20 protein-coding genes are annotated in these 22,270 nt (G+C 67.1%); 9 read left to right on the top strand and 11 right to left on the bottom strand.

Annotated elements, in window-relative coordinates:
- Window position 1 precedes the first annotated feature (1 nt).
- Both GGR73_RS08330 and GGR73_RS08325 read right to left on the bottom strand, forming a co-directional pair.
- A complete protein-coding gene (locus GGR73_RS08330) occupies window positions 2-1,195 on the bottom strand; it encodes an ATP-binding protein (RefSeq protein ID WP_184456378.1) in 1,194 nt (397 codons plus the stop codon).
- A complete protein-coding gene (locus GGR73_RS08325) occupies window positions 1,192-1,881 on the bottom strand; it encodes a response regulator (RefSeq protein WP_184456376.1) in 690 nt (229 codons plus the stop codon). The genes GGR73_RS08330 and GGR73_RS08325 overlap by 4 nt, the downstream gene beginning before the upstream one ends.
- 106 nt (window positions 1,882-1,987) lie before the next feature.
- Between GGR73_RS08325 and GGR73_RS08320 the strand changes: the two genes are divergently transcribed.
- The 6 genes from GGR73_RS08320 to GGR73_RS08295 all read left to right on the top strand — a co-directional run bounded on the left by GGR73_RS08320 (window position 1,988) and on the right by GGR73_RS08295 (window position 11,296).
- Window positions 1,988-3,442: an efflux transporter outer membrane subunit gene (locus tag GGR73_RS08320; RefSeq protein WP_184456374.1), complete on the top strand. Its 1,455-nt coding sequence runs from the start codon at window positions 1,988-1,990 to the stop codon at window positions 3,440-3,442.
- Between the two features lie 36 nt (window positions 3,443-3,478).
- Window positions 3,479-4,297, top strand: coding sequence for a MipA/OmpV family protein (locus GGR73_RS08315; RefSeq protein WP_456362937.1), 819 nt, complete (start codon window positions 3,479-3,481; stop codon window positions 4,295-4,297).
- Between the two features lie 28 nt (window positions 4,298-4,325).
- Window positions 4,326-5,426 carry an efflux RND transporter periplasmic adaptor subunit gene (locus GGR73_RS08310; RefSeq protein WP_456362930.1) on the top strand — a complete coding sequence of 367 codons (1,101 nt, stop codon included), beginning with the start codon at window positions 4,326-4,328 and terminating at the stop codon, window positions 5,424-5,426.
- Complete coding sequence (locus GGR73_RS08305; RefSeq protein ID WP_184456368.1) at window positions 5,423-8,494, top strand: efflux RND transporter permease subunit; 3,072 nt, start codon at window positions 5,423-5,425, stop codon at window positions 8,492-8,494. Before GGR73_RS08310 ends, GGR73_RS08305 begins: the two co-directional genes overlap by 4 nt.
- A gap of 196 nt (window positions 8,495-8,690) precedes the next feature.
- Window positions 8,691-9,287 carry a plasmid pRiA4b ORF-3 family protein gene (locus GGR73_RS08300; protein ID WP_184456366.1) on the top strand — a complete coding sequence of 199 codons (597 nt, stop codon included), beginning with the start codon at window positions 8,691-8,693 and terminating at the stop codon, window positions 9,285-9,287.
- A gap of 176 nt (window positions 9,288-9,463) precedes the next feature.
- Window positions 9,464-11,296 (top strand): ABC transporter ATP-binding protein, encoded by a 1,833-nt coding sequence (locus GGR73_RS08295; RefSeq protein WP_154832303.1) that lies wholly within the window; start codon window positions 9,464-9,466, stop codon window positions 11,294-11,296.
- A 257-nt stretch (window positions 11,297-11,553) separates the two neighbouring features.
- On the opposite strand, the gene GGR73_RS08290 is transcribed toward GGR73_RS08295, so the two are convergent.
- The gene (locus tag GGR73_RS08290; protein WP_154832301.1) at window positions 11,554-13,359 is read right to left on the bottom strand and encodes a DUF885 domain-containing protein; all 1,806 of its coding nucleotides are present in this window, start codon (window positions 13,357-13,359) and stop codon (window positions 11,554-11,556) included.
- 46 nt (window positions 13,360-13,405) lie between these two features.
- Between GGR73_RS08290 and GGR73_RS08285 the strand changes: the two genes are divergently transcribed.
- Window positions 13,406-13,813 carry an aldehyde-activating protein gene (locus GGR73_RS08285; protein ID WP_226427186.1) on the top strand — a complete coding sequence of 136 codons (408 nt, stop codon included), beginning with the start codon at window positions 13,406-13,408 and terminating at the stop codon, window positions 13,811-13,813.
- On the top strand, window positions 13,810-14,619 hold the full coding sequence (locus tag GGR73_RS08280) for a DUF4349 domain-containing protein (protein WP_179465506.1): 810 nt from the start codon (window positions 13,810-13,812) through the stop codon (window positions 14,617-14,619). The genes GGR73_RS08285 and GGR73_RS08280 overlap by 4 nt, the downstream gene beginning before the upstream one ends.
- A 204-nt stretch (window positions 14,620-14,823) precedes the next feature.
- Here GGR73_RS08280 and GGR73_RS08275 read toward each other — a convergent pair whose 3' ends face one another.
- From GGR73_RS08275 to GGR73_RS08260, 4 genes are all read right to left on the bottom strand, one after another.
- Window positions 14,824-15,117, bottom strand: a complete 294-nt coding sequence (locus tag GGR73_RS08275; protein ID WP_005994696.1) for a hypothetical protein — start codon at window positions 15,115-15,117, stop codon at window positions 14,824-14,826.
- 81 nt (window positions 15,118-15,198) lie between these two features.
- Window positions 15,199-16,632: a DUF2867 domain-containing protein gene (locus tag GGR73_RS08270; protein ID WP_102581381.1), complete on the bottom strand. Its 1,434-nt coding sequence runs from the start codon at window positions 16,630-16,632 to the stop codon at window positions 15,199-15,201.
- Between the two features lie 30 nt (window positions 16,633-16,662).
- Entirely contained in the window at window positions 16,663-16,977 is a 315-nt protein-coding gene (locus GGR73_RS08265) for a metalloregulator ArsR/SmtB family transcription factor (protein ID WP_024939743.1), read from the bottom strand.
- Window positions 16,978-17,294: 317 nt separating this feature from the next.
- A complete protein-coding gene (locus GGR73_RS08260; protein WP_184456364.1) occupies window positions 17,295-18,230 on the bottom strand; it encodes a LysR substrate-binding domain-containing protein in 936 nt (311 codons plus the stop codon).
- A 170-nt stretch (window positions 18,231-18,400) separates the two neighbouring features.
- Between GGR73_RS08260 and GGR73_RS08255 the strand changes: the two genes are divergently transcribed.
- Complete coding sequence (locus GGR73_RS08255) at window positions 18,401-19,288, top strand: DMT family transporter (RefSeq protein ID WP_039522286.1); 888 nt, start codon at window positions 18,401-18,403, stop codon at window positions 19,286-19,288.
- A 44-nt stretch (window positions 19,289-19,332) separates the two neighbouring features.
- Here the strand turns inward: GGR73_RS08255 and GGR73_RS08250 are convergent, their stop codons facing one another.
- From GGR73_RS08250 to trxA, 4 genes are all read right to left on the bottom strand, one after another.
- Window positions 19,333-20,238, bottom strand: a complete 906-nt coding sequence (locus GGR73_RS08250) for a peptidylprolyl isomerase (protein ID WP_104577158.1) — start codon at window positions 20,236-20,238, stop codon at window positions 19,333-19,335.
- Window positions 20,239-20,389: 151 nt separating this feature from the next.
- Complete coding sequence (locus GGR73_RS08245; protein ID WP_024939739.1) at window positions 20,390-20,632, bottom strand: DUF378 domain-containing protein; 243 nt, start codon at window positions 20,630-20,632, stop codon at window positions 20,390-20,392.
- A gap of 170 nt (window positions 20,633-20,802) precedes the next feature.
- Entirely contained in the window at window positions 20,803-21,255 is a 453-nt protein-coding gene (locus tag GGR73_RS08240) for a DUF4442 domain-containing protein (RefSeq protein WP_184456362.1), read from the bottom strand.
- A 120-nt stretch (window positions 21,256-21,375) separates the two neighbouring features.
- A complete protein-coding gene (gene trxA, locus GGR73_RS08235) occupies window positions 21,376-22,233 on the bottom strand; it encodes a thioredoxin (protein WP_184456360.1) in 858 nt (285 codons plus the stop codon).
- Window positions 22,234-22,270 lie beyond the last annotated feature (37 nt).

Below are 22,270 nucleotides of genomic sequence, written 5' to 3'. Positions count from 1 at the left end.
CTCAGCGCGACAACGGCAGTTGCACGCTGGCCGACAACCCGCCGCCGACGCGATTGCCCAGGATCAAGCGGCCATCGTGCGCCTGGCAGATGGCCGAGGCGATCGCCAGGCCCAGGCCGCTGCCACCGGAATGGCGCGCGCGTGAACTGTCCGCGCGCCAGAAGCGGTCCAGCAGGTGCGGCAGCTGCGCAGGCTCCACGCCGGGGCCGCGGTCGCCGAGCGTGACCAGCACATGCGCACCATCGCGGCGCAGCTCGATATCCAGCACCTTGCCTGCGGCGGCGTAGCGCAGTGCGTTGTCGATCAGGATGGAAAACACCTGGCCCAGGCGATGGCGGTCGGCGCAGACGCGTAGCCCGGAAGGTGCCGGCGCGGTGACCGTCGTCTGCAACGCGCGGATTGTCGGGCCTGCCCATTCCACCCGCTCGGCAATCAGCTCATGCAGATCGAAACTGTCCGGCTCCAGCACCAGCTGGCCGGCACGCGCCAGCGACACCAGATGCAGGTCGCCGATCAGCCGGTTGATCTGTTCCAGCTGGCGATGGACCAGGCGCAGCTGCTCGGGATCGCGCGGGAAGACCTCGTCCAGCATGCCCTGTACGCGGCCCATCGCTGCGTTGAGCGGGGTGCGCAGTTCGTGTGCCAGCATTGCGCTGGACTCGCGCAGTTCGCGTTCGTACTGCTGCAGTTTGCCGCCCATGGCGTTGAAGTCGTCCGCCAGCGCCGTGAGCTCGTCCGGTGCGCCTGCCACCACCTGCGCGCGTGCGCCGAAGTCGCCATCGCTGACCCGATGCGCGGCCCTGGCCACCTGGGAAAATTGCCGCGACAACGGACGCGATGCAAGCAGCCCGCAGACCAGGATCACCGGGATGGAGAGGGCGACCATGGCCCACAGCGTCCACCAGTCAGGGTTGGCCAGCCCGGGCAGAAAATTTTCCACATCGTAGTACTGCTGCAGCAGTTGCCACAGGCGTGCCTCGTTGGCGACCGGCTGTTCGCGCAGTTGTTCGATTTCGGTGCGGGCCGCCGCCGGCAGCTTGCCCAGGATCAGGCTGTCGCGCAGGTTGAAGTAGCACCACATGCCGAAGGCGATCACCGCCACGGTCACCACTGCCAGTGCGCTCATCCGCACACCCACCCACATCCACAGCGGCGCTTGCCGGCGCCAGGCGTTGAAGCGCCGCAGGGCATTCATTGGAAGCGGTATCCCACCGCGCGCACGGTGACCAGCACGCCGGTGATGCCGTGCACCTCCAGCTTGCGGCGCAGGTTGTGGATGTGCGAATCCACCACCCTTTCCAGTGCATCGCTGTCGGGCAGGCAGGCGTCGAGCAGTTCGCTGCGGGTGAATGCCTTGAACGGCGTCTTGAGCAGGATGGCGAGCAGGTTGAATTCGGTCGGGGTCAGGTCCAGTGCCAGCTGAGCCCCGGCCGGGTCCTGCACGGTGGCCGCCACTGCAGCCAGGTCCACACTCAGGCGGCCATGCCGCAGCGGCTCGCCCGGCGCATGCACCGCCACGCTTCGGCGCAGCACTGCATGGACGCGCGCCACCACTTCCTTGGGGCTGTACGGCTTGACCACGTAGTCGTCGGCACCATAGCGCAGTGCGCCCAGCTTCTCCGGCTCGTCGCCGATGGCGGTGACCATGATGACCGGCGTATCGCTGGCGCGGCGGATCGCCGACAGCACCTCGATACCGCTGAGCCTGGGCAGCATCACGTCCAGCAGCACCAAATCCGGCGCCCACTGACGATGCAGGTGAATCGCCCGCTCGCCGTCTCCGGCGATGGCAACGTCGAAGCCGTCGCGGCGTAGATAGGCGTCCAGGATGCTGGCGCTGTCTGCATCGTCTTCCACCAGCAGAACCTTTTTGCCTGTCATGGCGTGGTGCCCTGTCGTCTCGATCAAATCTGGATAATTCCCGAAAACAACCTGGACGCTGCAGGTCGAGGATGTCGGTCGAGATTGGCTCGTGTGCTCCGACATCATGATTCCACAAATGACCGCGCCTCGTTGTTTCCGCGCCCTGCGTAATGCGGCAATCGCCATGCTGCTGGGCGGCTGTTCATTGACGCCGACTTACCAGCGACCGGCGGTGACCGTGCCGGGCACCTTCGGCAGCCAGCAGGCGGTGGCCGCTGGGGAACCGAGCGAGCCGGTGGGGATCGAGCTGAATCTGCAGGAACGCGCGTTTGTGCAGGCGTTCGCACCGGATCGCGATCTGCGGCCGTTGCTGCAACGCGCGCTTGCGCGCAACAGCGACTTCCGTCGCGCCGCCTTGCAGGTGGAGCAGGCACGGGCGCAGTACCGCATCGAGCGCGCCGCGCGCGTGCCAAGCATCGGCGTGGGTGCACAACAGGTGCGGCAGCGCTTCGACGATCCGGCCCTGAACGCGCGCTACGGGCAGGATCTGGTCGTTGCCAACGCCGGCATCGGCAATCTCGAGCTGGACTTCTTCGGCAAGCTGCAGGCCATGTCCGAGGCGGCGCGGCAGCGCTATCTGGCCAGCACCCATGGGCGCGATGCGGCCCGGGGCGCGCTGGTTGCCGAGGTGCTGCGCGCCTACACCACCGAACGCGCAAGCAGCCAGGCGCTGCAGCAGCTGCAAGCAGCCGATGCCGACAGTGCTGCGCTGCTGGCCATCGCACAGCGGCAGTACCGGATTGGGCTGATCGCGCGCGACCAGCGCGATGGCCGGCAGCATCAGGCCGATCAGGCCCATGCCGCGGCCTTGCAGGGCGCCGACGACCACGCTGCGGCAGTGCGCGCGCTGCAACTGCTGGTTGGCTACGACAGCTTGCCGGTGCCGGGCGACCTGCAGCGCCTGATTGCCGCAGATACACCCAGCACGGCGTGGCGTGCGCTGGATTCCTCGTTGTTGCTGCAACGCCCGGACATCCAGCAGGCGGAGCTGGAACTGCGCGCGGCAAACGCCGACATCGGCGCAGCACGCGCCGCGTTCTTTCCATCGATCACCCTGAGCAGCAGCGTGGGCACCGCCAGCGATGGCTTGAACGGGCTGTTTTCAGCCGGCCACGGCATGTGGAGCTTCAGCCCGCAATTGAACCTGCCGTTGTTCGACGGCGGCCGCAACCGCGCCAATCTTGCCCTGGCGCAGCTGCGCCAGCGCGCCGATGTCGCGGCCTACGAACAGGCGATTCAGTCCGCCTTCCGCGAGGTCGCCGATGCGCTCGACGCGCACGCCACCCTGGCCGACTCCGAACCGCGTGCACGTGCGCAGGCCGAGCGTGAGCAATCGCGCATGACACGGCTCAGCAGGCGCGTGGACGCAGGCCTGGAAGATCGCACCACGCTGCTGACCGAGCGCCTGCGCGCCACGCAGGTGCAACTGGATTACCTGACCACCGCACGCCAACGCCTGTTGAGCCGGATTGCCCTGTTTCAGGCGTTCTACGGCGTTTGCCTGCTATCCCTTTCTTGATCGCTGACGGAGATTTTCATGGCCATCCTGTTTTCCATGCAGCTGCCTCGTGACACCACACTGCGTGCCTGGCCGTTCGTTGCCAGCCTGCTGCTGCCATGCCTTGCGCATGCGCAGACCGATCTGACCGGCAGCTCGCGGCTGTTAGGCGACCACACCGATCTCACCGTGGGCGCGGCAGCGGTTGCGGCACCGCGGTATGCCGGCGCCGAGCGCGCGCGCGTGCAGGCCAACCCGGTGCTGGTGGTCCAGCGCGGCATGCTGTTCTTTGACACCGCGCGTGGCGCGGGTCTGCAGTTCCAGAGCGATTCCGGCTTCTATCTGTCGCAGTCGCTGTATTACGACCTGGGCCGCCTGCAACGCGACAGCGACTGGCGTCCGGGTTCGCGCGTGCTGGCCGGCATGGGCGATGTACCGGGGGCGGTCACCGCACGCACACTGGTGATGCAGCGGATCACGCCGTACATGAACGTCAACGCGGAAGCCGAATTCGCGCTCAAACAGGACGCGCGGCGCAACCGCTATCGCGCCGGCGTGGAGTTCACCCTGCTGCATGGCGCCAGCGACACGGTGACGCTGGATCTGGATGTGCATGCCGGCGATCGTCGCTTCAATCAGGCCTATTTTGGGGTCACCGACACGCAGGCGGCGCGGACGCGCTGGCAGGCCTTCCATACCGGTTCCGGCGTGTATGCCGCCGCGGTGGGCAGCAGCTGGACGCATGCGCTGGGCGATCACTGGGCCACCACCGTGAGCGTGACCGGCACCCGCTATGCGGACAACGCCACGGACAGCCCGCTGGTTGCACGCCGCAGTTTTGTCGGCGGCACGGTTGCAGTGACCTACAGCCGCTGAGCGGCACATGGCAGGGGATAGCGTGATGATGGATGTTCTTCGCACCATGGTGTGTTGCGGTCTGTTGCTGGTGCTGGCCGGCTGCAGCCGGCCGGATGCGCCGGCGGCCGAGACCCCGCGGGCGGTCAAGCTGGAGCGCTTCGGCTCCGGCCGCGATGGGTGGCTGCAGGTGCCGGCAATGGCGCGTCAGCAACAACGGGCCGAGTTGGCATTCGAGAGCGGCGGACGCATCGCCGCCGTGCTGGTGGATGTGGGCGACCGCGTACAGAAAGGGCAGGTGCTGGCACGCCTGGATGCCGAGCCGCTGCAATTGCGTCAGCAGCAGGCCGACGCGAACCTGCGCGCGGTGATGGCGCAGTCCGGCGAGCGGCAGCTGCAACTGCACCAGCAGCACGCGATGTTCGACGATGGCGCCAGTTCGGCGGCGACGCTGACCGCCGCCCGCGCGGCGGCGGATGCGGCAACCGCGCAACTGCAGGTGGCAAAGGCCGACCTGGCGCTGGCGCGGCGTGCATCGCGTCTTGGCGAGCTGCGCGCACCCTTCGATGGCGCCGTGGTCGCACGCCTGCAGCAACCGCAGGCCGATGTGGGGGCGGGGCAGGCAGTGTTGCAGCTGGAAGGGCAGGCGCATCTGCAATTGCTCGCCAATCTGCCGCCTGTTGCTGCCGCCGGGCTGACGCCTGGGCAGACCGTGCAGGCCACGCTGGCCGACGAGCCTGCGGTGCCGCTGACATTGCGCCTGCGCAGCCTGTCCAGCCGGCTGGAGAACGGTGCCACTGCGCTGGCGATTCTGGAGGTGGTGCGCGCGCCGCACGCGATGCGCAGTGGCGACAGTGTGTTGCTGCAGTTGCCCGCGCAGGCTGCGAGCACGCCCAGCGTACCGCTGTCTGCGGTACTGCCCAGGCTCAATCGCCAACGGGCCAGCGTGTTCGTGTATCAGCCGGCACAGCGGATCGTGCGCGAGCGCGCAGTCGAGCTCGGGTCGATCGTCGGCGGCCGCATCCAGGTCCGGCGCGGGCTGCAGGCCGGCGACCAAGTGGTCAGCGCAGGCGTGGGCTTCTTGATCGATGGCCAGCCGGTGGCGCCGTTGCAGATGCAGACGCAGCTGAGCGGAGGGCAGGCGCCATGATGCTGACCCGGATGGCGATGAGGTCGAGCCGGCTGACCTTGTTCGCGGCAGTGATGATCCTGCTCGGCGGCATCGTGGCGTTCGTCGGTTTTCCCTCGCAGGAAGAACCCTCGGTCACCGTGCGCGACACCATTGTGTCGGTGGCGTTTCCGGGCATGCCCAGCGAGCAGGTGGAAACCCTGTTGGCGCGCCCCCTCGAGGAGCGCCTGCGCGAACTGGCCGGCATCAAGCGCATCGTGAGCACGGTGCGGCCAGGCAGCGCGATCGTGCAGCTGACCGCCTACGACGATGTGCAGGATCTGCCGGCGTTGTGGCAGCGCGTGCGCGCCAAGGCCGCCGAGGCGGGTGCGCAACTGCCTGCGGGCACGCAAGGGCCGTTGGTCGACGATGACTTCGGACGGGTGTCGGTGGCCTCGATCGCAGTCACCGCACCGGGCTATTCGATGAGCGAGATGCGTGGGCCGCTGCGGCGCCTGCGCGAGCAGCTGTATACCCTGCCTGGCGTGGAGCAGGTGGCGTTGTACGGGCTGCAGGACGAGCGCGTGTATGTGGCATTCGATCGCGCGCGGCTGCTGGCGACCGGACTGAGCCCTGCCAGCGTAATGGCGCAGTTGCGCTCGCAGAATGTGGTGGCCTCCGGCGGGCTGGCGACGGTGTCCGGGCTGGCGATGACGGTTGCGACTTCCGGGGAGATACGCTCGCCTGCGCAGTTGCGGAACCTGTTGCTGACCTTGCCGACACCCAATGCCAATGGCGTGCATGAAGTGGCGTTGGGCGAGCTGGCGCAGGTACAGGTGATGCCTGCCGATCCGCCGGAAAGCGCTGCGGTCTACCAGGGCCAGCCGGCGGTGGTGGTGTCGGTCTCGATGAAGCCCGGCAGCAATATCGCCGACTTCGGTAAAACGCTGCGCGCCAAGCTGGACCAGACCGCGCAGGAATTGCCCGCAGGTTTTGCGCAGCACGTGGTCACCTTCCAGGCCGACGTGGTCGAGCGCGAGATGGGCAAGATGCACCACGTCATGGGCGAGACCATCGTCATCGTCATGGCGGTGGTGATGCTGTTCCTGGGCTGGCGCACCGGCCTGATCGTCGGCGCGATCGTGCCGTTGACCATCTTCGCCTCGCTGATCGTCATGCGCGTGCTGAGCGTGGAGCTGCAGACGGTGTCGATCGCGGCGATCATCCTGGCGCTCGGCCTGCTGGTGGACAACGGCATTGTCATTGCCGAAGACATCGAACGCCGCCTGGTTGCCGGAGAACAGCGCCGTCAGGCCTGCATCGACGCCGGCCGCTCCCTGGCCACCCCGTTGCTGACCTCATCGTTGGTGATCGTGCTGGCGTTCTCGCCGTTCTTCTTCGGCCAGACCAGCACCAACGAATATCTGCGCTCGCTGGCTACCGTGCTCGGGGTGACCTTGCTGGGCTCGTGGCTGCTCAGCATCACGGTGACGCCGCTGTTGTGCATGTATTTCGCCAAGGCACATGTCGCACACGGCAGCGAACAGGAGCCGTCGCGCTTTTATCGTGGCTACCGCCGCCTCATCGAGCGCGTGCTGATGCACAAGGCGCTGTTTATCGCCGGCATGGTGGCGATGCTGGCGGTGGCGGTCGCGGTGCTGGTATCGATTCCCTACGATTTTCTGCCCAAGTCCGATCGTCTGCAGTTCCAGATGCCGGTGACCTTGCAGGCAGGCAGCGATACGCGTGAAACCCTGCGCACGGTGCGTGCGCTGAGCCGCTGGTTGGCCGATCGGCGCGCCAACCCGGAGGTGGTGGACAGCATCGGCTATGTCGCCGATGGCGGCCCGCGCATCGTGCTGGGCCTCAATCCCCCGCTGCCGGCGGCCAACATGGCGTACTTCACCGTGAGCGTGCGCCCGGGCACCGATCTCGATGCAGTGATAGCGCGGGCACGTGCGCATGTCCGCAGCCACTTCCCCACCGTGCGCGCTGAGCCGAAGCGGTTTTCGCTGGGCGCGACCGAAGCCGGCATGGCGGTGTATCGCGTGGTCGGCCCCGACGAGACAGTACTGCGCAGCAGCGCCGCTGCGATTGCAAAGGCGCTGCGCGCGTTGCCGGGCACCGTGGATGTGCAGGACGACTGGCAGGCGCGCATTCCGCGCTACGTGGTGCAGGTGGACCAGCTCAGGGCGCGGCGTGCCGGGGTGAGCAGCGAGGACATTGCGCAGGCGCTACAGGCGCGCTACAGCGGCGTGGATGCCTCGTTGTTGCGCGACGATGGCAGCTCGGTGGCCGTGGTGTGGCGTGGCAGTGCGCAGGAACGCGCCGCCGACGGCACACCTGGCGACACCCTGGTGTACCCGCAAGCCGGCGGTGCGCCAGTGCCGCTGGCGGCGGTCGCCACGGTGCTGCACGACAGCGAGCCATCGGCGATCCAGCGGCGCAACCTGAGCCGTGCGATCACCGTGACCGCACGCAACCCGCAGTTGACCGCGACCGAGATCGTCGAGCGCCTGTCGGTGCCGATGGCCGCGCTCAAGCTGCCGCCCGGTTATCGGCTGGAGATCGGTGGCGAGCTGGAGGATTCTGCCGAGGCCAATCAGGCCCTGCTCCAGTACATGCCGCACGCACTGGGCGCGATCCTGCTGCTGTTCGTGTGGCAGTTCAACTCGTTCCGCAAGTTGCTGATCGTGATGTCGGCAGTCCCGTTCGTGCTGATCGGTGCGGCACTGGCCCTGGTGATTACCGGCTATCCGTTCGGTTTCATGGCGACCTTCGGCTTGCTGGCGCTGGCCGGCATCATCGTCAACAACGCGGTGCTGCTGCTGGAACGCATCGATGCCGAGCTTGCCGATGGCCTGCCACGCCGCGAGGCGGTGATTGCCGCAGCGGTCAAGCGCCTGCGCCCGATCGTGATGACCAAGCTCACCTGCATCGTCGGCTTGATTCCGCTGATGCTGTTTGCCGGCCCGCTGTGGACCGGAATGGCCATCACCATGATCGGTGGCCTGGCGCTGGGCACGCTGGTGACGCTGGGCTTGGTCCCGATCCTGTATGACCTGTTGTTCGGCCTGCGCCTGCCGGCGCGTGCAGCGGGTGTGGCGTAAATCCGGGCGGGCGAGGGCGGCGGCGCAATGATGCTGGCGTGACGATGGGCGGCATCGTCGATGCGTGATCGCGCGACATGCCGCATATCGCACACCGCACACCGCACACCGCATGGCGCAGCGCTGACGGAGCTGGGCCATGCAGGCGCGGGCCGCTGCCGCCATACTGGCCACTGAGAGACACGACCAAGACCCGATGACCAAGGCCAAGAAGAAAGCTGCACAGCAGGTGGTACCCGCGCCTGCGCCGGTATATCAGCTGCATGTTTCGCTGGTGGATAGCGCACCGTTGATCTGGCGCCGCGTGCTGGTGGCCGGAGCGCTGCGCCTGGCCACGCTGCATCGCGTGCTGCAGCCGGTGATGGGCTGGAGCGGTGCGCATCCTTACGAATTCGACCTGGGCGGCGGCCGCTACGGCGAATCCGGGCTGGATGTGCCGGAGCGGCCACGGCTCAAGCATGCTGCCCGGGTCAGTATCGAAAGCGCGGTGGGCGAGCTGGAGCGTTTCGACTATTTCTACGGTGCCGGCGCGGGTTGGCAGCACCGCGTTCAGGTCGAGGCGATCCTGCCGCCGGACGCGAGCCTGCGCGCGGCCCGTTGCGTGGACGGCGCCAATGCCTGCCCGCCGGAGAGCAGCGAAGGAATCGACAGCTACCAGGCCTTGCTGCGGATCATCGCCGACCCGGAGCATGCGCAACATGTGCAGGAGCTGGCCACCCTGGGCGGGCGCTTCGATCCGGGCCATTTCGATCTGGTCGAGGTCAACCGCCTGCTCGCACGTGTCCGCGAGTGAGCGCGACCGACGCCGCATGACCTGGGCCATCGGAACCGATGCGATGGTCCGGTTGCCTGCCGCGCACATCGCAGCCTGCCGTGCGGGTGATGCTGCAGCAACCCGACGCCAGCGCCACTGCAGCTTGACGCGCGATCAGCTAGCCTGATCTCCCGGTTTTCACGAAAGTGTCTGCGATGTTCCGCTGGTTCGAATCCCTGATCGATGTCTTCCCGCCGATCGAGCGGGAAATGCCGCCGCGTAGCGTGTGGCGGTTCTATCTGCATTATCTGCGGCCGTTATGGCCGATCCTGCTGGCCACGCTGATCGCCGGACTGCTGCTGGCCCTGGTGGAAGTGGCGATGTTCGACTTCCTCGGGCGCATCGTCGACATGCTGGCCGAGCGACCGGGAGCGGACTTCTTCCGCCGGCATGCCGGCGAATTGCTCTGGATGGCGGCAATCACGCTGGTGGCGCGCCCGCTGTTCACCGGGCTGCACAACCTGCTGGTCAACCAGGCAATCGTGCCGGGCCTGAGCAACCGCTCGCGCTGGCTGATGCACAACTACGTGGTACGGCAGAGCCTGGGCTTTTTCAACAACGATTTCGCCGGCCGCATCGCCAACCGGGTGATGCAGACCGGGACCTCGCTGCGCGAATCGGCGGTGCAGATGGTCGATGCGCTCTGGTACATCGTGGTCTATACCGGCAGCGCACTGTGGCTGTTTGCGCAGGCCGACCCCTGGCTGATGCTGCCGCTACTGATCTGGCTGGTGGTATATGTCGCGCTGATGGCGTTCTTCGTGCCGCGCATGAAGGCGCGCGCGTGGATCGCGTCGGATGCACGCTCCAAGGCCACCGGGCGCATCGTCGACGGCTACACCAATATCTCCACGCTCAAGCTGTTCGCCCATGCCGGCCGCGAACAGGCCTATGTGCGCGATGCGATCGACGAGCTGGCGGTGAAGCATCGCGGGCAGACGCGCGTGACCACCACGATGGATACCGCCATCGCGGTAGCCAACGGCTTCCTGATCGTGGGCACCTGCGGGCTGGCGTTGTGGCTGTGGAGCCGCGGCCAGATCAGCGTCGGCGCGATCACGCTGGCCACCGGCCTGGTGATCCGCATCCACAACATGTCCGGCTGGATCATGTGGACGGTCAACGGCATCTTCGAAGACATCGGCAGCGTGCAGGACGGCATGCAGACCATCTCGCAGCCGGTGCTGGTGCAGGACGCGCCCGACGCCGTGCCGCTGCAGGTGGCGCACGGCCAGGTGCAGTTCGAGCACATCCATTTCCATTACGGCAAGCGCGGCGGCGTGATCGCCGGGCTGGACCTGCAGGTGCGTGCAGGCGAGAAGATCGGCCTGGTCGGGCCGTCGGGCGCGGGCAAGTCGACCCTGGTCAACGTGCTGCTGCGGCTGTACGACCTGGAACAGGGGCGCATCCTCATCGACGGGCAGGACATCGCCCAGGTCACCCAGGAAAGCCTGCGCGGGCAGATCGGCCTGGTCACCCAGGACACTTCGCTCCTGCATCGTTCGATCCGCGACAACCTGCTGTATGGCAGGCCGCAGGCCAGCGACGCGCAGATGCTGGAAGCGGTGCGCAAGGCACGCGCGGAAGGCTTCATCGACACACTGGTCGATGGCGAAGGCCGGCGCGGATTCGATGCCTATGTGGGCGAACGCGGGGTCAAGCTGTCGGGCGGTCAGCGGCAGCGCATCGCCATTGCGCGCGTGCTGCTGAAGGATGCGCCGATCCTGATCCTGGACGAGGCTACCTCGGCGCTGGACTCGGAAGTGGAAGCGGCGATCCAGGACAGCCTGGACGCGTTGATGGGCAACAAGACCGTCATTGCCATTGCGCACCGCCTCTCCACCATCGCGCGCATGGACCGGCTGGTGGTGATGGACGCCGGACGCATCGTCGAGACCGGCACGCATGCGCAACTGATCGCGCAGGGCGGGCTGTATGCACGCCTGTGGGCGCGGCAGACCGGCGGGTTTGTTGCGGCGGATGGGTGAGGCGAACGATGCTTGAGTGCTCGATGCGAGCGGTCGCAGGCGGGCGTAGTAACTTCGAGATCTAGCCCCTCTCCCGCATACGGGAGAGGGATGGGGTGAGGGTACGGGGCGAAGCCACGCGCTGGTCGGCCATACGAGGCTTCGCCCGTACCCTCATCCGCCCCTACGGGGCACCTTCTCCCGCATGCGGGAGAGGGGGAGGCGAATCCGCAGGAGCTTTGCAGGAGTTTCTCTTGCGCATGTGCGAGACCGATCAATCACTCGATCGGCTGGTCCAGCATCAACTCGCGTGCAAAGCGCACCGGCGGGGCACCGTAGGACAGCATCTGGTCGTGGTACGCCTTCAGGTTGAAGTCCTTGCCCAGCTTGTCCTGCACCGCCTTGCGCGTGTCCAGATGTTCCTGCACGCCGACAAAGTAGGTTGGCAGCTGCGCGGACGACAGCTGCGCACGCACCCACTTGCCCGCCGCTTCGCTTTCCTGCTGGAAGGTATCGTGGGTCATCAGGTGCATCGCCTTGTCGCGTTCCCAGCCATCCACATGTACGCCCTGATCGAGGATGGCGTTGGCGATGGTGCGCAGGTAGAACTTGAGCTGCACCAGGTGGAACAGCGGGTCGTTATCCAGATAGCCCTGTTCCTGCATCATGCGTTCGGTGTAGACCGCCCAGCCTTCGGCGAACATGCCCGAGCGCAGCACCGCGCGCAGCGTGGAGGGGAACTTGGCCGAATGCCAGCCTTCCAGGTAATGGCCCGGGGTGCCTTCGTGGATGCTGAGCAGGTGGATCATGCGGCTGTTGTACTCGCGCAGGAACGAATCGACCTGCTTGTCGTTCCAGTCGTCGGGAATCGGCGAGACCGCATAGAAGGTCTTGAGATTCTTGTCGAGCGGGCCGGGCGAATCGCAGTACGCCACCGCCACGCCGCGCTGGAACTCCGGCATCAGGATGATGTCCACCGGCGAATCGGGCAGCGTCATCAGATCCTTCTGGCGTACGAACTCGGTGGACTGCGCCAGTGCGGCCTTGGCATCGTCCACCACCTTGTCGCGTGCCGGCTTGTCGGCATAGGCCAGTTCCAGCGCCGCCTCGATCGCGGCCTGCTGCTGGTCGTCGTTGGGCGTCTCGGGCAGTTTGGGTGCACCGGGCTTGTCCTTGAGCACCGTGCGGGCAATGCCGTACATCTCGCTGCGGACGCGCTTGAGCTCGGACTCGGCGCGCTGCTTGATCTCGGCGCGCGACAAAGACGACAGCAGCGCGAATTTCAGCTTCTGGTCGTAGATCTGCGCACCGACGCGGAAATCGCCCTTGGCATTGGGCACCAGCACGGTATCCAGCCAGGTCTGCTGCTCGGCCACGGCCTTGCGCAGATCGTCGATGGCGGCCTGCGCGCGGGCCGCTTCGATCGGGCCGAGCTGGCCGATATTGGGTGCGATGAAGGTATCGACGATGCTGAGGATGCCCTTGTTCTGCTTGGCCACCGTTTCGGCATGGATCTTCGGCACGCGGGCCGGGTCCAGGTTTTCGCGCGCCTGCGCAAAGATGCCGGGAATCTTCTCCATGCGCTGCGTGGCGGAGCTCAGGCGCTCGGACAGCGGCGCGAAGTCGCGCGCCATCAGGCCATACAGCGCGCTGCCGGCCAGGCCGTTGTAGACCTGCGGGTCCCAGGCCCAGCTCTGCAGCACCTCGGTGTTCCAGATTTCCGATTGCAGCTGGTTGCGCAAAATGGCCGCATCGACCTGGTTCTCGCGCGACAGCTTGGCCACCTCGATGGCATCCAGCTCACTCAATAGCTTCTTGCCGGCCTCCAGGCTGCGCTGGCGCCCGGCGCTGCTCAGATCGTCGATCTGCGTGTCGAAGCGGTGATCGCCGGTCTGGGTGGCGGTAACCGGCGACAGCTGCATCCAGGTGTCGAGCGCGCGCTTGGACAGCGCCGCAAAGCGCGCATCCGGCGTCTGCGCAGCCTGCGTCGCGGCATCGGGGCTGCCGGCGCGCGGCGATTCGGGCTGCTGCTGGCAGGCGCTCAGGCCGGCGAGCAGGGCGAGGACAAGCAGACGTTGACGCATGGTGGATTCCAATGGAAGCAATCCGCCAGCATAGGCATGTGCGCGCTTGTCCGCATCCGCCATTGGTTTAGAGTGGCCGCTTTCAAGGAGGATCACCATGCACGACGCCCACAGCTGTCATTGCGGACGCATCGCGTTCGACCCGCACACCGATGCGCCGAACCCCGAGGCGTGCGAGCGCCCGTGTGCGTCATGCCGTCGCCGTGGCGGCCTGCTGCGGCCCCGCATGCGCGCGCCATTGCGCCTGCAGGCGGCGCCCGAGATGCCGGGAATCCATCGCTTCAACCGGCAGCATGCCAATCACCACCACTTCCCGCAGCGCGGCAGTGCGCCTTTCAGCACGGGCGTGCGTTGCAGGACTGGCGAGGCCAGTGTGGCGGTCAAACTGCGCGGTGTGTCCGCGCCGGGTCTGGCCGTGCAGAGCATGCACGTGGCCGATGGAGCCAGCCGATGAGGCGCCGGATGCAGTGGTACGCGGTCGGCTTGTTGCTGGGCTGGGCGCTGAGCGGATGTGCCAGGCCGTCGGGCGAGATGGCGGCAGACGGCGGCGCGCCGGCGCCGGCGCCGGCACCGCCCGCCGCGCAAGGCAATGCGCTGGCGTATGAGCACGATGTACGCATCGAGCTGCCGGCCGATCAGATCGATCAACGCATCGCCGCGGTACGCACTGCCTGCCAGTCGGCGCAGTTCGGCGACTGCGCGCTGCTGGCGGTGGAACAAACCGGTGGGCGCGACCCCAGCGGCAGCGTCAGCGTGCGGTTAGCTCCGGACGGCATCGAGCCGATGGTGCAACTGGCCGGCCAGCATGGCGATGTCGCCGCGCGCAGCACGCGTGCCGAGGATCTGGCGCAGCAGATCGCCGATACCGGGCTGGCACAGGCGCGCCTGCAGAAAGAACATGCGCGCCTGCTCGAACTGCAGCAGCGCCGCGACCTGGCCGTGACCGATCTGCTGGCCCTGTCCAAGCGGCTTGCCGAGATCGAGGCCGAAGCGCAGCAGACCCAGCAGGACGCCGCCCAGCAGCAACGGCGCGTGCGCACGCAGTTGCTGACGCTCAATTTCCGCGGCACCGGTGGCGAGCAGGGCAGGGGCGAGATTGCCGAGGCGGCAGCCGAGTTCGGCCAGGTCTTCGCATCCAGCGTGGCCTTCGTGATCCGCGCGGTGGCGGCGTTGCTGCCGGTGCTGGTGCTGGGGGGGATCGTCGCCTGGCTGCTGCTGCAGGCATGGCGCTGGCGTGCGCGGCGACGCCGGATGTCCTGATCCACTGCGTAGCTGGTCGGCGATGCCGCATTAGCTGCGCATGTTTGGGAAGGGCGATTACTTCACGCAGCTACTCGACGCGTTGCGCGGTAGCACGTCGATCCCGATTGCGCTGCTTGCACGCGATCGCGGTACAGCACGTGGTGTGCAACATCTCCAGACACCGACTGCGCGCAAGTGCAGCGCAGTCGGTACGCAGCCGGCTCAGCCTTCGTCGAATTCGTACTCGACAAACACGTCCAGCTGCAGGGCCAGCTCCTGCACGGCGTCGCGCACCTTCTGCGCAGTGGCATCGTTGCCGGCTTCCACTTCGAACTCGTGGCTGCCCGGACCTTCGTCGTCGGACAGGCCGGCCGAGCTGGAATCGTCGTCGTCCAGGTGCGGCATCAGGTCGTCGACTTCTTCCACGTGCTCGATGCCTTCGATGCTCTGCAGCAGGTTGGCGATGGCACGCGCGTCGTCGTCGGTGCCGGTGATACGCATGCGAAGAGTCGGCATGGGAAAGCTTCCTTGGATTGGGGACCCAAAGACTAGGCAGCCGTCAGGCAAGATCGGGTGATGGCCGCGTGCGCTGGCCGCTCACGGGCGCCGCGCGGTTGCCTGTGCTGCGGTGGTCTCCAGTACCGGCACCAGCAGGGCCTGGGCGGCAGTGCGCAGTAGCGCCGGTGCGATGTAGCGATGGTGCACGCCGTCCACCAGGGCCATGTAAACGCGGCCAAACCTGTTGCGGCAGGCCACGCGCGTCTCCAGGCTGAGCTCCACGCTGCCATCCTCCAGCACTTCCACGCCCACGCTGCTGCGGAAGACCAGGTGGCGGTCGTCGGCGCCCAGCAATACCTGCACGCGTCGATCCAGTGGCGCGTTGTCTTGCGCAAGTACCGGGAATCGCCCTGCGAACAGGCAGTCGCGCTGTGCCGACAGCAACGAAGACACCGGGCAGCCCAGCGGAGAAGTTCGCAACTGCAGCGGCGCCACCAGCGCATTGCGCAGCCGCATCAACCAGGTCACGCCGCGCGGCGCGCGCTCGGTGAACCCCTCCAGCAGCAACGCCATCAAAGTGTGCGCACCGCGTTGACGCAACTCATGCGGCTGCAGGCGCAGACGTACGCTGTCCTGATGATCGAAGCCCTGCAGGTGCCGGGTCAGCAGCGAGCCGGGCTTGGGCTCGGCATGCACGCTGACCTGCGCCAGCTGCGGTGCCATTGCAACGAACCCCACCGGTCGACGCAGCCGGCTCACTGCCTGGCGCAGCCTGCCGCTGAGCGCGCGCAGTCGGCCGCACCATGCAGACCTGCTGCTGCCTGGCGATGCGGCCAACGACAGGCGTACGGTGGGGATCTGCAGCGCGCGTGCCTGCGCCGAGGCCAGTAGCCCGATCACCGCCTCCGGCAGCGTTTCGGTGAGCGTGGCGATATCGGCGGTGCCGGACAGCACGCGTGCGCGCACCGCATCGCTCAACGCGCCGCCGGCCTCGTCGCTGTGGCAGGACAGTGCGAAAAATGCCGGGTGTGCGGCTTGCGCTTTGAGCGGTGCGAACTGATGCCAGGTGCCGCCGCCAAAGCGCACGGTGAATAGGCAGTCGGCCGGTAGATCGATATGCCGCAACGCCGCCAGAAAGTGCTGTGGATCCTGTTCGATCTGCTCCATCGAGGCGGTGCAGAAGCGCAGTTGCGCGCCGCTGCTGCCGGTGATGGCGGTGAACATGCGATGGCCGGCGTGGCGATGGAACGGGTGGCCGTTGGCGCCCACCGCAAACGAGAACAGGGCAGTCGATTCGCCGTGCGCAAAGTCGGTGCCGGCCAAGCGTGCCGATGGCTCGTCCAGCGCATCGTGAAAACTGGGATGCGCGCGCTGGCGGCGGCAGGCCTGTTCGATCAACGGGTTGCCTGCGCCCACGCCCAGCTGTGCGATCAGCGTGACCTCCACCGGCAGACCGCCGCTGTAGGACTCCAGACGGACTGACGGAAAACCTGCCTGTGCATCGGCAGGGCGTTGCTGGGGCGTGCTGAACATCGGCAGGAGTCCTTTGCGGCCGGAGGAGGGTCAGGAGGTCTTCTTGGTCAAGGCGCGCGCCTTGCGCTTGAGCGGCGCCGAGGCCGGGCAGACTTCGAAGGCAAAGCTGCTGAGCGTGTTGACCATGTTGTCCGGGGTGAGCCGGTAGACCACGAACTGGCCGCGCCGTTCGCTGGATACCAGCCCGGCGCTTTCCAGCACCGACAGATGCCGCGAGATGGCTGGCGCGCTCATTTCGAACAACTGCCCGATCTGGCCGGCGGTGAGTTCCTGGTCTGCCAGGCACGCCAGCATCTTGCGGCGGGGCTGGGAGGCAAGGGCTTCGAAGATGCGGTCGATGGACATAAGGAATTAGGCAATTAACGAATTAGCTAATTAATTGATTTTATGGCGGCCGATGTCAAGCGCCTTTTCGGTCGGCGGTGGTCGGGCGCGGCTGGCGGCTGTCGCCAACGTTGCCGTGATGGGGGATGCCCAGGTTTCTGGCGCGCGGGATCTGCCCGCGGGGCAGGTCGCAGCCGATAGGTGCTGAAGGTTTTTGCGGGTGGCGGCCTGCAGCCCAGGCATGCCAGATCAGTCCGGCAGCACCGGCTCAGGCACCGCGCTCAAGTCCTCCAGGCAGGGCCCGGCATGCAAGGTCGCAGTGATGCAAGCAGGCGCCCTCAGACCGCAGGCAGTGCCAGCAGCTCTGCCGGCAAGGCAGGCATCGGGGTGCGTTCGTCCAGCGCCTCGCGCTTGAGCCAATCGATAAACGCCATTGCCGCAGGGCCGGGGACGCGGTGACTGGGGTGCACGATGTAGTAGGCGTAGCGTGCCTTGAGGGTGGGGCCGGGCAGGCGCACCAGCTCGTAACGCTGCAGGTACGGTTGGGCGATGTGCTTGCGCGCCAGGACCGCGCCCAGGCCATAGACGGCAGCGCGCATCGCGTCGGTGCTGTCGTTGAAGGTGTGCATCGGCGGCAGCGTGGTGCCGCGCACCTGGGCGGCACGGAACCAGTCGCGCCAGCCCTGCGGCGACATGTCGGTGAGCAGCGGCAATTGCGCGATCTGCGCCGCCGTGCGTAGCGCGGCGACCTCCGGCAGTGACGGCGAGGCCACCGGAAACAGTTCGTCGTCCATCAGATGATGCGAGGTCAACCCGGGCCAGGCGCCCTGGCCGTAGCGGATGCCGAGATCCGGGCCGCCTTCTTCGAAGCGCGAAAACGCCGCGTCCGATTGCAGATCCATGCGGATATGCGGATGCGCGCGACAGAAGCGCGGCAGCCGCGGCAACAGCCAGCAGTACGACAGCGAGCGCAAGGTGGTCACGCGCAGCGGGACGGCATCTTCGCGCGGATGCAGGTTGCCGGCCACCGAGGCGATCTCGGCCAATGCAGCGGTGGCGGCGTCGGCCAGCTGGCGGCCCTCGGCGGTGAGCTTGACCCCGCGCGGCAAGCGCTGGAACAGGGTCACGCCGAGCAGCGCTTCGAGCTTGCGCACATGGTGGCTGACCGCGCTGGCGGTCAGATGCAGTTCTTCGGCGGCATGCGCGAAGTTCTGGTGGCGCGCGGCGGCGGCGAACACGCCCAGCGCGGGCAGCAGGGTGGGGCGCAGGTTCATCGAGGCATGAGTGAGATTTGTGGCTCGCCTCGATACTACGCGCTTGTCGCGCCTGCGGTTGCAACCGATGCTGCAGTACCCCATCGCGATGATCGTGCCATGCCCGTCTGCTTGCCTGATGTTGTCTCTTGCGGTTTCAGCACATCACGGCAGCGTGCGCAGGTGCGGCCATGAGCGCGCAGCCGGCGACGCAGCCAGCGGTTGCGGCACGCGAATGGCGCACCCCGCTGGAGTTGGGGTTTCTCGGCATCGTCTGGGGTTGCTCGTTCCTGTTCATGCGCGTGGCCGCACCCAGGTTCGGCACCGTGGCGCTGGTGGAAATCCGCCTGGCGCTCGGTGCATTGGTGCTGTTGCCGTTCCTGTGGCTGGCGCGCGAACGCTTCCCGCTGCGTCGCTGGCCGATGCTGGCGGCGATCGGCGTGCTCAACTCCGCGTTGCCGTTCCTGCTGTTCGCCTGGGGCGCGCAACACGCGCCGGCCGCGATCGGTGCGATCTGCAATGCGATGACGGTGCTGTTCACCGCATTGATCGCCTTCCTGTTCTTCGGCGAGAAGATCGGCACGCGTCGCGCGCTGGCCTTGCTGATCGGTTTCATCGGCGTGCTGGTGCTGGCCACCGGCAAGTCGGCCGGGTTGAGCGTGGGGCCGGCGGCGCTGGCGGGCGCCACCGCGTCGCTGCTGTACGGCATCGGCTACAACCTGGTGAAGCGCCACATGGGCGATTTGCCGCCGGCCGCATCGGCGGCGTCCACACTGGGTTGCAGCGCGTTGCTGCTGGCACCGCTGGCCTGGCTGCAGTGGCCGACCACGCCGGTGCCGGCTGTGGCCTGGGCCTGCGCCACTGCGCTGGGCGTGGTGTGCACCGGGTTGGCGTTCCTGATGTATTACCGCCTGATCCAGCGCATCGGCCCGGCACGCGCCTCCACGGTGACCTATCTGGTGCCGGTGTTCGGCGCACTGCTGGCATGGTCGCTGCTGGGCGAGCCGCTGACCTGGACCATGCTGGTGGCCGCGGTGCTGATCCTGGGCAGCGTCGCCTTCAGCCAGCGCGCCCGCTAAGCCAGCGCGCCCGCTTTTGCGATTCCCCAATCCCCAATCCCGAACTAGCCAGCCGGCGGCGTCCGCACCGGCAACGGCACATTGCACAGATCGATATGCCCGGCCGGGCGCTTGTAGAAATCGTCCTTGCGATTGCGGCGCGCCTCGGCCACATCGCGGAAGGTCTGACTGTCGGTGCGCAGCAACTGCAGTGGCGTGCGTTCGGGCATGGGCACCTCGCTGGCCAGGCGAATGGCGCGGATCGGCGAGCGCTGCGCGGGGTCTTTGTAGAAACCCATCGGGTCCGGTCCGCGCGGGATCACGCTGAGCAACTCCATGCCCTTGACCACGCGGCCGACCACGGTGATGTTGCGGTCGAGCTGGCGCGGCGATTGCCCGGTGACCACATACAGCTCGGCGCCGATGCTGCTGTCTTCGTCGTTGTTGCGGCCGGCGCCCAGGGTGCCGTAGCAATGCGCCAGCCAGGTCTTGCCGCTGGCACTGTCGCGCCCGACCGGGAAGCCGTCGACAAAGCCCACCTGCGCCGCCCAGCCATCGCTGTCGGGCAGGCGCTGGAAATCCAGGCCCTGCGACGGGCGTTCGAATTCGGCCGGCAGGTGCGTCTTCGCCGAGCCCAGCGACTTGGCCTTGGCCGGCGTCTCGCCATCCGGGTCGCCGAACTGCACCACGAAGTTGTCCTGCGAACGGTAGATGCTGAGCCCGTCCCAGAAGCGCTCGTGCGCCAGGGTGCGGATGTTGCCCACGTGCGCGGGCGCAAACTGCGGCGCCAGCTCGATGATCACCCGTCCGCCATCCAGCTCCAGGTACAGCGTGCGCTCGGGGTCGAGCACACGCCACGCGCTGGCCGGTGAGGCATCCAGGATCTGTTGCGGGCTGCGATAGGCGGCGTTGGCGGCAGCGGGTAATACCAGGGCAAGCAGGCAGGCGGAAGCAACAGTGCGCAGAAGCATGAAGGCAGCCAGCGGGAGGGATGCCCGATTCTTGCCGACCACGCGCCCGGACGCAAAGCGCCTGGACACAACGTGCACGTACGCACAGCAGGACGCCGGCGGAATGCGCCGGCGTCGTGCTGTCACGCGCATGCCTGCTGCAGCTGTGCGCTTACGGGTTGTTGCGCACGTGCGGGCTGGTGTGGTGCACGTTGGCGCCATGGTCGTTGCGGAACAGCGGAACCAGCTGCCACAACGCAGAGATGCCGACCAGCGTGTAGACCACACGCGACAGCAGGGCATCCTGGCCGCCGAACAGCGTGGCGACCAGATCGAACTGGAACAGGCCGACCAGGCCCCAGTTCAAGCCGCCGACGATAAGAAGCACCAGGGTGATGACGTTGAGCGTTTTCATGAAGACAGTCCGTGTGGGTTGGGAGACCCCAGAGTCCGCATGCCGCGCGCAACACCTCGTGAGCGTGCGCGAGGGCATGACGGGCTTGCGCACGCCACGATCACGTCCAGCCGACGCGCATGAAACCGATGCGGTGTGTTGGCCATCGGCAGCGCACCGACGGCGCAGTGTCAGCGTGCCGGTTTTTTGCGCCTGACGTACAACTGCTTGCGCACCCGTGCCACCACCTCGCCCTGGCGGTTGTGCACCACGTTTTCGAACCAGCGCAGATGTTTTTCGCCATTGGCGGTGGCGGCGCGCAATTCGGCCAGCACGCTGTCGTCGATGACGAACTCCGCGCTCACCGTGCCGCGCCCGGGTTTGACGAACTCGATGCTGCCGGCCTTGTCCCACACGTAGTAGTCGCGCCCCAGGTTCTGCATGGTCAGCAGCATCCAGAACGGGTCGGTCATCGCGAACAGGCTGCCGCCGAAGTGGGTGCCGACGTAATTGCGATTCCACGGTCGCTGGCGCAGCTCCACGCGTGCGTAGCGGTAGTCGGCCGACAACGTGGTGACGTGGATCCCGGCGAACAGGTACGGCGGCCACAGGTTGATACCGAGCTTGAACAGTGAAGCACGCATGCGGCCAGGGTCCATGGCGGGGCGGGCCTGCAGCATACCATTCGCATGCGTATGGAACTTGTGGCAGTGGCGGCAGCGCCCGGCCGGCCTGCAGACCGGGCGCCGTGGTGCCGGCGGTGCTTAGAACACCAGCGACGACATCTTGCGGCGGTAGCGGCCGACCAGGTCTTCGTCCTCGATCACCCGGAACGCATCGATCAGGCTACGCCGCGGCAGGTTGTCGTCGAAGGCGCGGTCCTGCCGCAGCATTTCCAGGAACTGCTCCAGCGCGGCCTCGTCATGGCCGTCGAGCAGGTAGCGCACGCCAAGCAGATGGCGCGCGCGCAGGTCGGCGCCGTTGGCGGCAACGGCGGCCTGCAGCGCGTCGGCATCCGGCGCGTCCTTGAGCACATTGGCAAAGCTCAGCCGGGCCTTGGCGCGCACCGCACGGTCGTCGGTGGCCAGATTGGCGGGCAGGGCGTCGATCAACTGCTCGGCCTCGGCGGTGTCGCCGGTCTTGAGCAGCGCCAGTGCCAGGTCCAGCTTGAGTTCGTCCTTGTCCGGCTCGGCGGCGATCGCCTCACGCAGCGCGGCGACCTGGTCCTGCGGCTCGAGCGGGGCCGGCGGCAGTGCTTCGGCAACCTGCGGCTCGGCCGGCAGCACGCCGTGCTGGGTCAGGAATTCGCGCACCTGGCCTTCCGGCATCGCGCCCGGGAAGCCGTCGACCAGCTCGCCGCCCTTGACCAGGAACACCGTCGGCACCGAGCGGATCTGAAACGCGGCGGCGATCTGTTGCTCCTTGTCCACATCGACCTTGGCCAGCTCGAAGGCACCGTTGTAATCGGCGGCGAGCTTTTCCAGGATCGGCGTCAACGACTTGCAGGGGCCGCACCAGGTGGCCCAGAAGTCCACCAGCACCGGTGTCGTCAACGATTTCTGCAGGACCTCGGTCTCGAAGGTGTCGGTGGTGGCATCGAATACGTGCGGCTTGTCGGACATGGGCTTCCAGAAGTGATTGCGGCAACAGTGGGAGGTA

The organism is Xanthomonas sp. F14, assembly GCF_014199865.1.
Note: the sequence above shows the minus strand (reverse complement) of the source record. Positions and strands in the feature narration are given on the sequence as shown.

Coding starts and splice junctions, on each gene's coding strand:
- GGR73_RS08330 (WP_184456378.1), bottom strand. CDS start 1,195: ATGAATGCCCTGCGGCGCTTCAACGCCTGGCGCCGGCAAGCGCCGCTG.
- GGR73_RS08325 (WP_184456376.1), bottom strand. CDS start 1,881: ATGACAGGCAAAAAGGTTCTGCTGGTGGAAGACGATGCAGACAGCGCC.
- GGR73_RS08320 (WP_184456374.1), top strand. CDS start 1,988: ATGATTCCACAAATGACCGCGCCTCGTTGTTTCCGCGCCCTGCGTAAT.
- GGR73_RS08315 (WP_456362937.1), top strand. CDS start 3,479: ATGCAGCTGCCTCGTGACACCACACTGCGTGCCTGGCCGTTCGTTGCC.
- GGR73_RS08310 (WP_456362930.1), top strand. CDS start 4,326: ATGGATGTTCTTCGCACCATGGTGTGTTGCGGTCTGTTGCTGGTGCTG.
- GGR73_RS08305 (WP_184456368.1), top strand. CDS start 5,423: ATGATGCTGACCCGGATGGCGATGAGGTCGAGCCGGCTGACCTTGTTC.
- GGR73_RS08300 (WP_184456366.1), top strand. CDS start 8,691: ATGACCAAGGCCAAGAAGAAAGCTGCACAGCAGGTGGTACCCGCGCCT.
- GGR73_RS08295 (WP_154832303.1), top strand. CDS start 9,464: ATGTTCCGCTGGTTCGAATCCCTGATCGATGTCTTCCCGCCGATCGAG.
- GGR73_RS08290 (WP_154832301.1), bottom strand. CDS start 13,359: ATGCGTCAACGTCTGCTTGTCCTCGCCCTGCTCGCCGGCCTGAGCGCC.
- GGR73_RS08280 (WP_179465506.1), top strand. CDS start 13,810: ATGAGGCGCCGGATGCAGTGGTACGCGGTCGGCTTGTTGCTGGGCTGG.
- GGR73_RS08275 (WP_005994696.1), bottom strand. CDS start 15,117: ATGCCGACTCTTCGCATGCGTATCACCGGCACCGACGACGACGCGCGT.
- GGR73_RS08270 (WP_102581381.1), bottom strand. CDS start 16,632: ATGTTCAGCACGCCCCAGCAACGCCCTGCCGATGCACAGGCAGGTTTT.
- GGR73_RS08265 (WP_024939743.1), bottom strand. CDS start 16,977: ATGTCCATCGACCGCATCTTCGAAGCCCTTGCCTCCCAGCCCCGCCGC.
- GGR73_RS08260 (WP_184456364.1), bottom strand. CDS start 18,230: ATGAACCTGCGCCCCACCCTGCTGCCCGCGCTGGGCGTGTTCGCCGCC.
- GGR73_RS08255 (WP_039522286.1), top strand. CDS start 18,401: ATGAGCGCGCAGCCGGCGACGCAGCCAGCGGTTGCGGCACGCGAATGG.
- GGR73_RS08250 (WP_104577158.1), bottom strand. CDS start 20,238: ATGCTTCTGCGCACTGTTGCTTCCGCCTGCCTGCTTGCCCTGGTATTA.
- GGR73_RS08245 (WP_024939739.1), bottom strand. CDS start 20,632: ATGAAAACGCTCAACGTCATCACCCTGGTGCTTCTTATCGTCGGCGGC.
- GGR73_RS08240 (WP_184456362.1), bottom strand. CDS start 21,255: ATGCGTGCTTCACTGTTCAAGCTCGGTATCAACCTGTGGCCGCCGTAC.
- trxA (WP_184456360.1), bottom strand. CDS start 22,233: ATGTCCGACAAGCCGCACGTATTCGATGCCACCACCGACACCTTCGAG.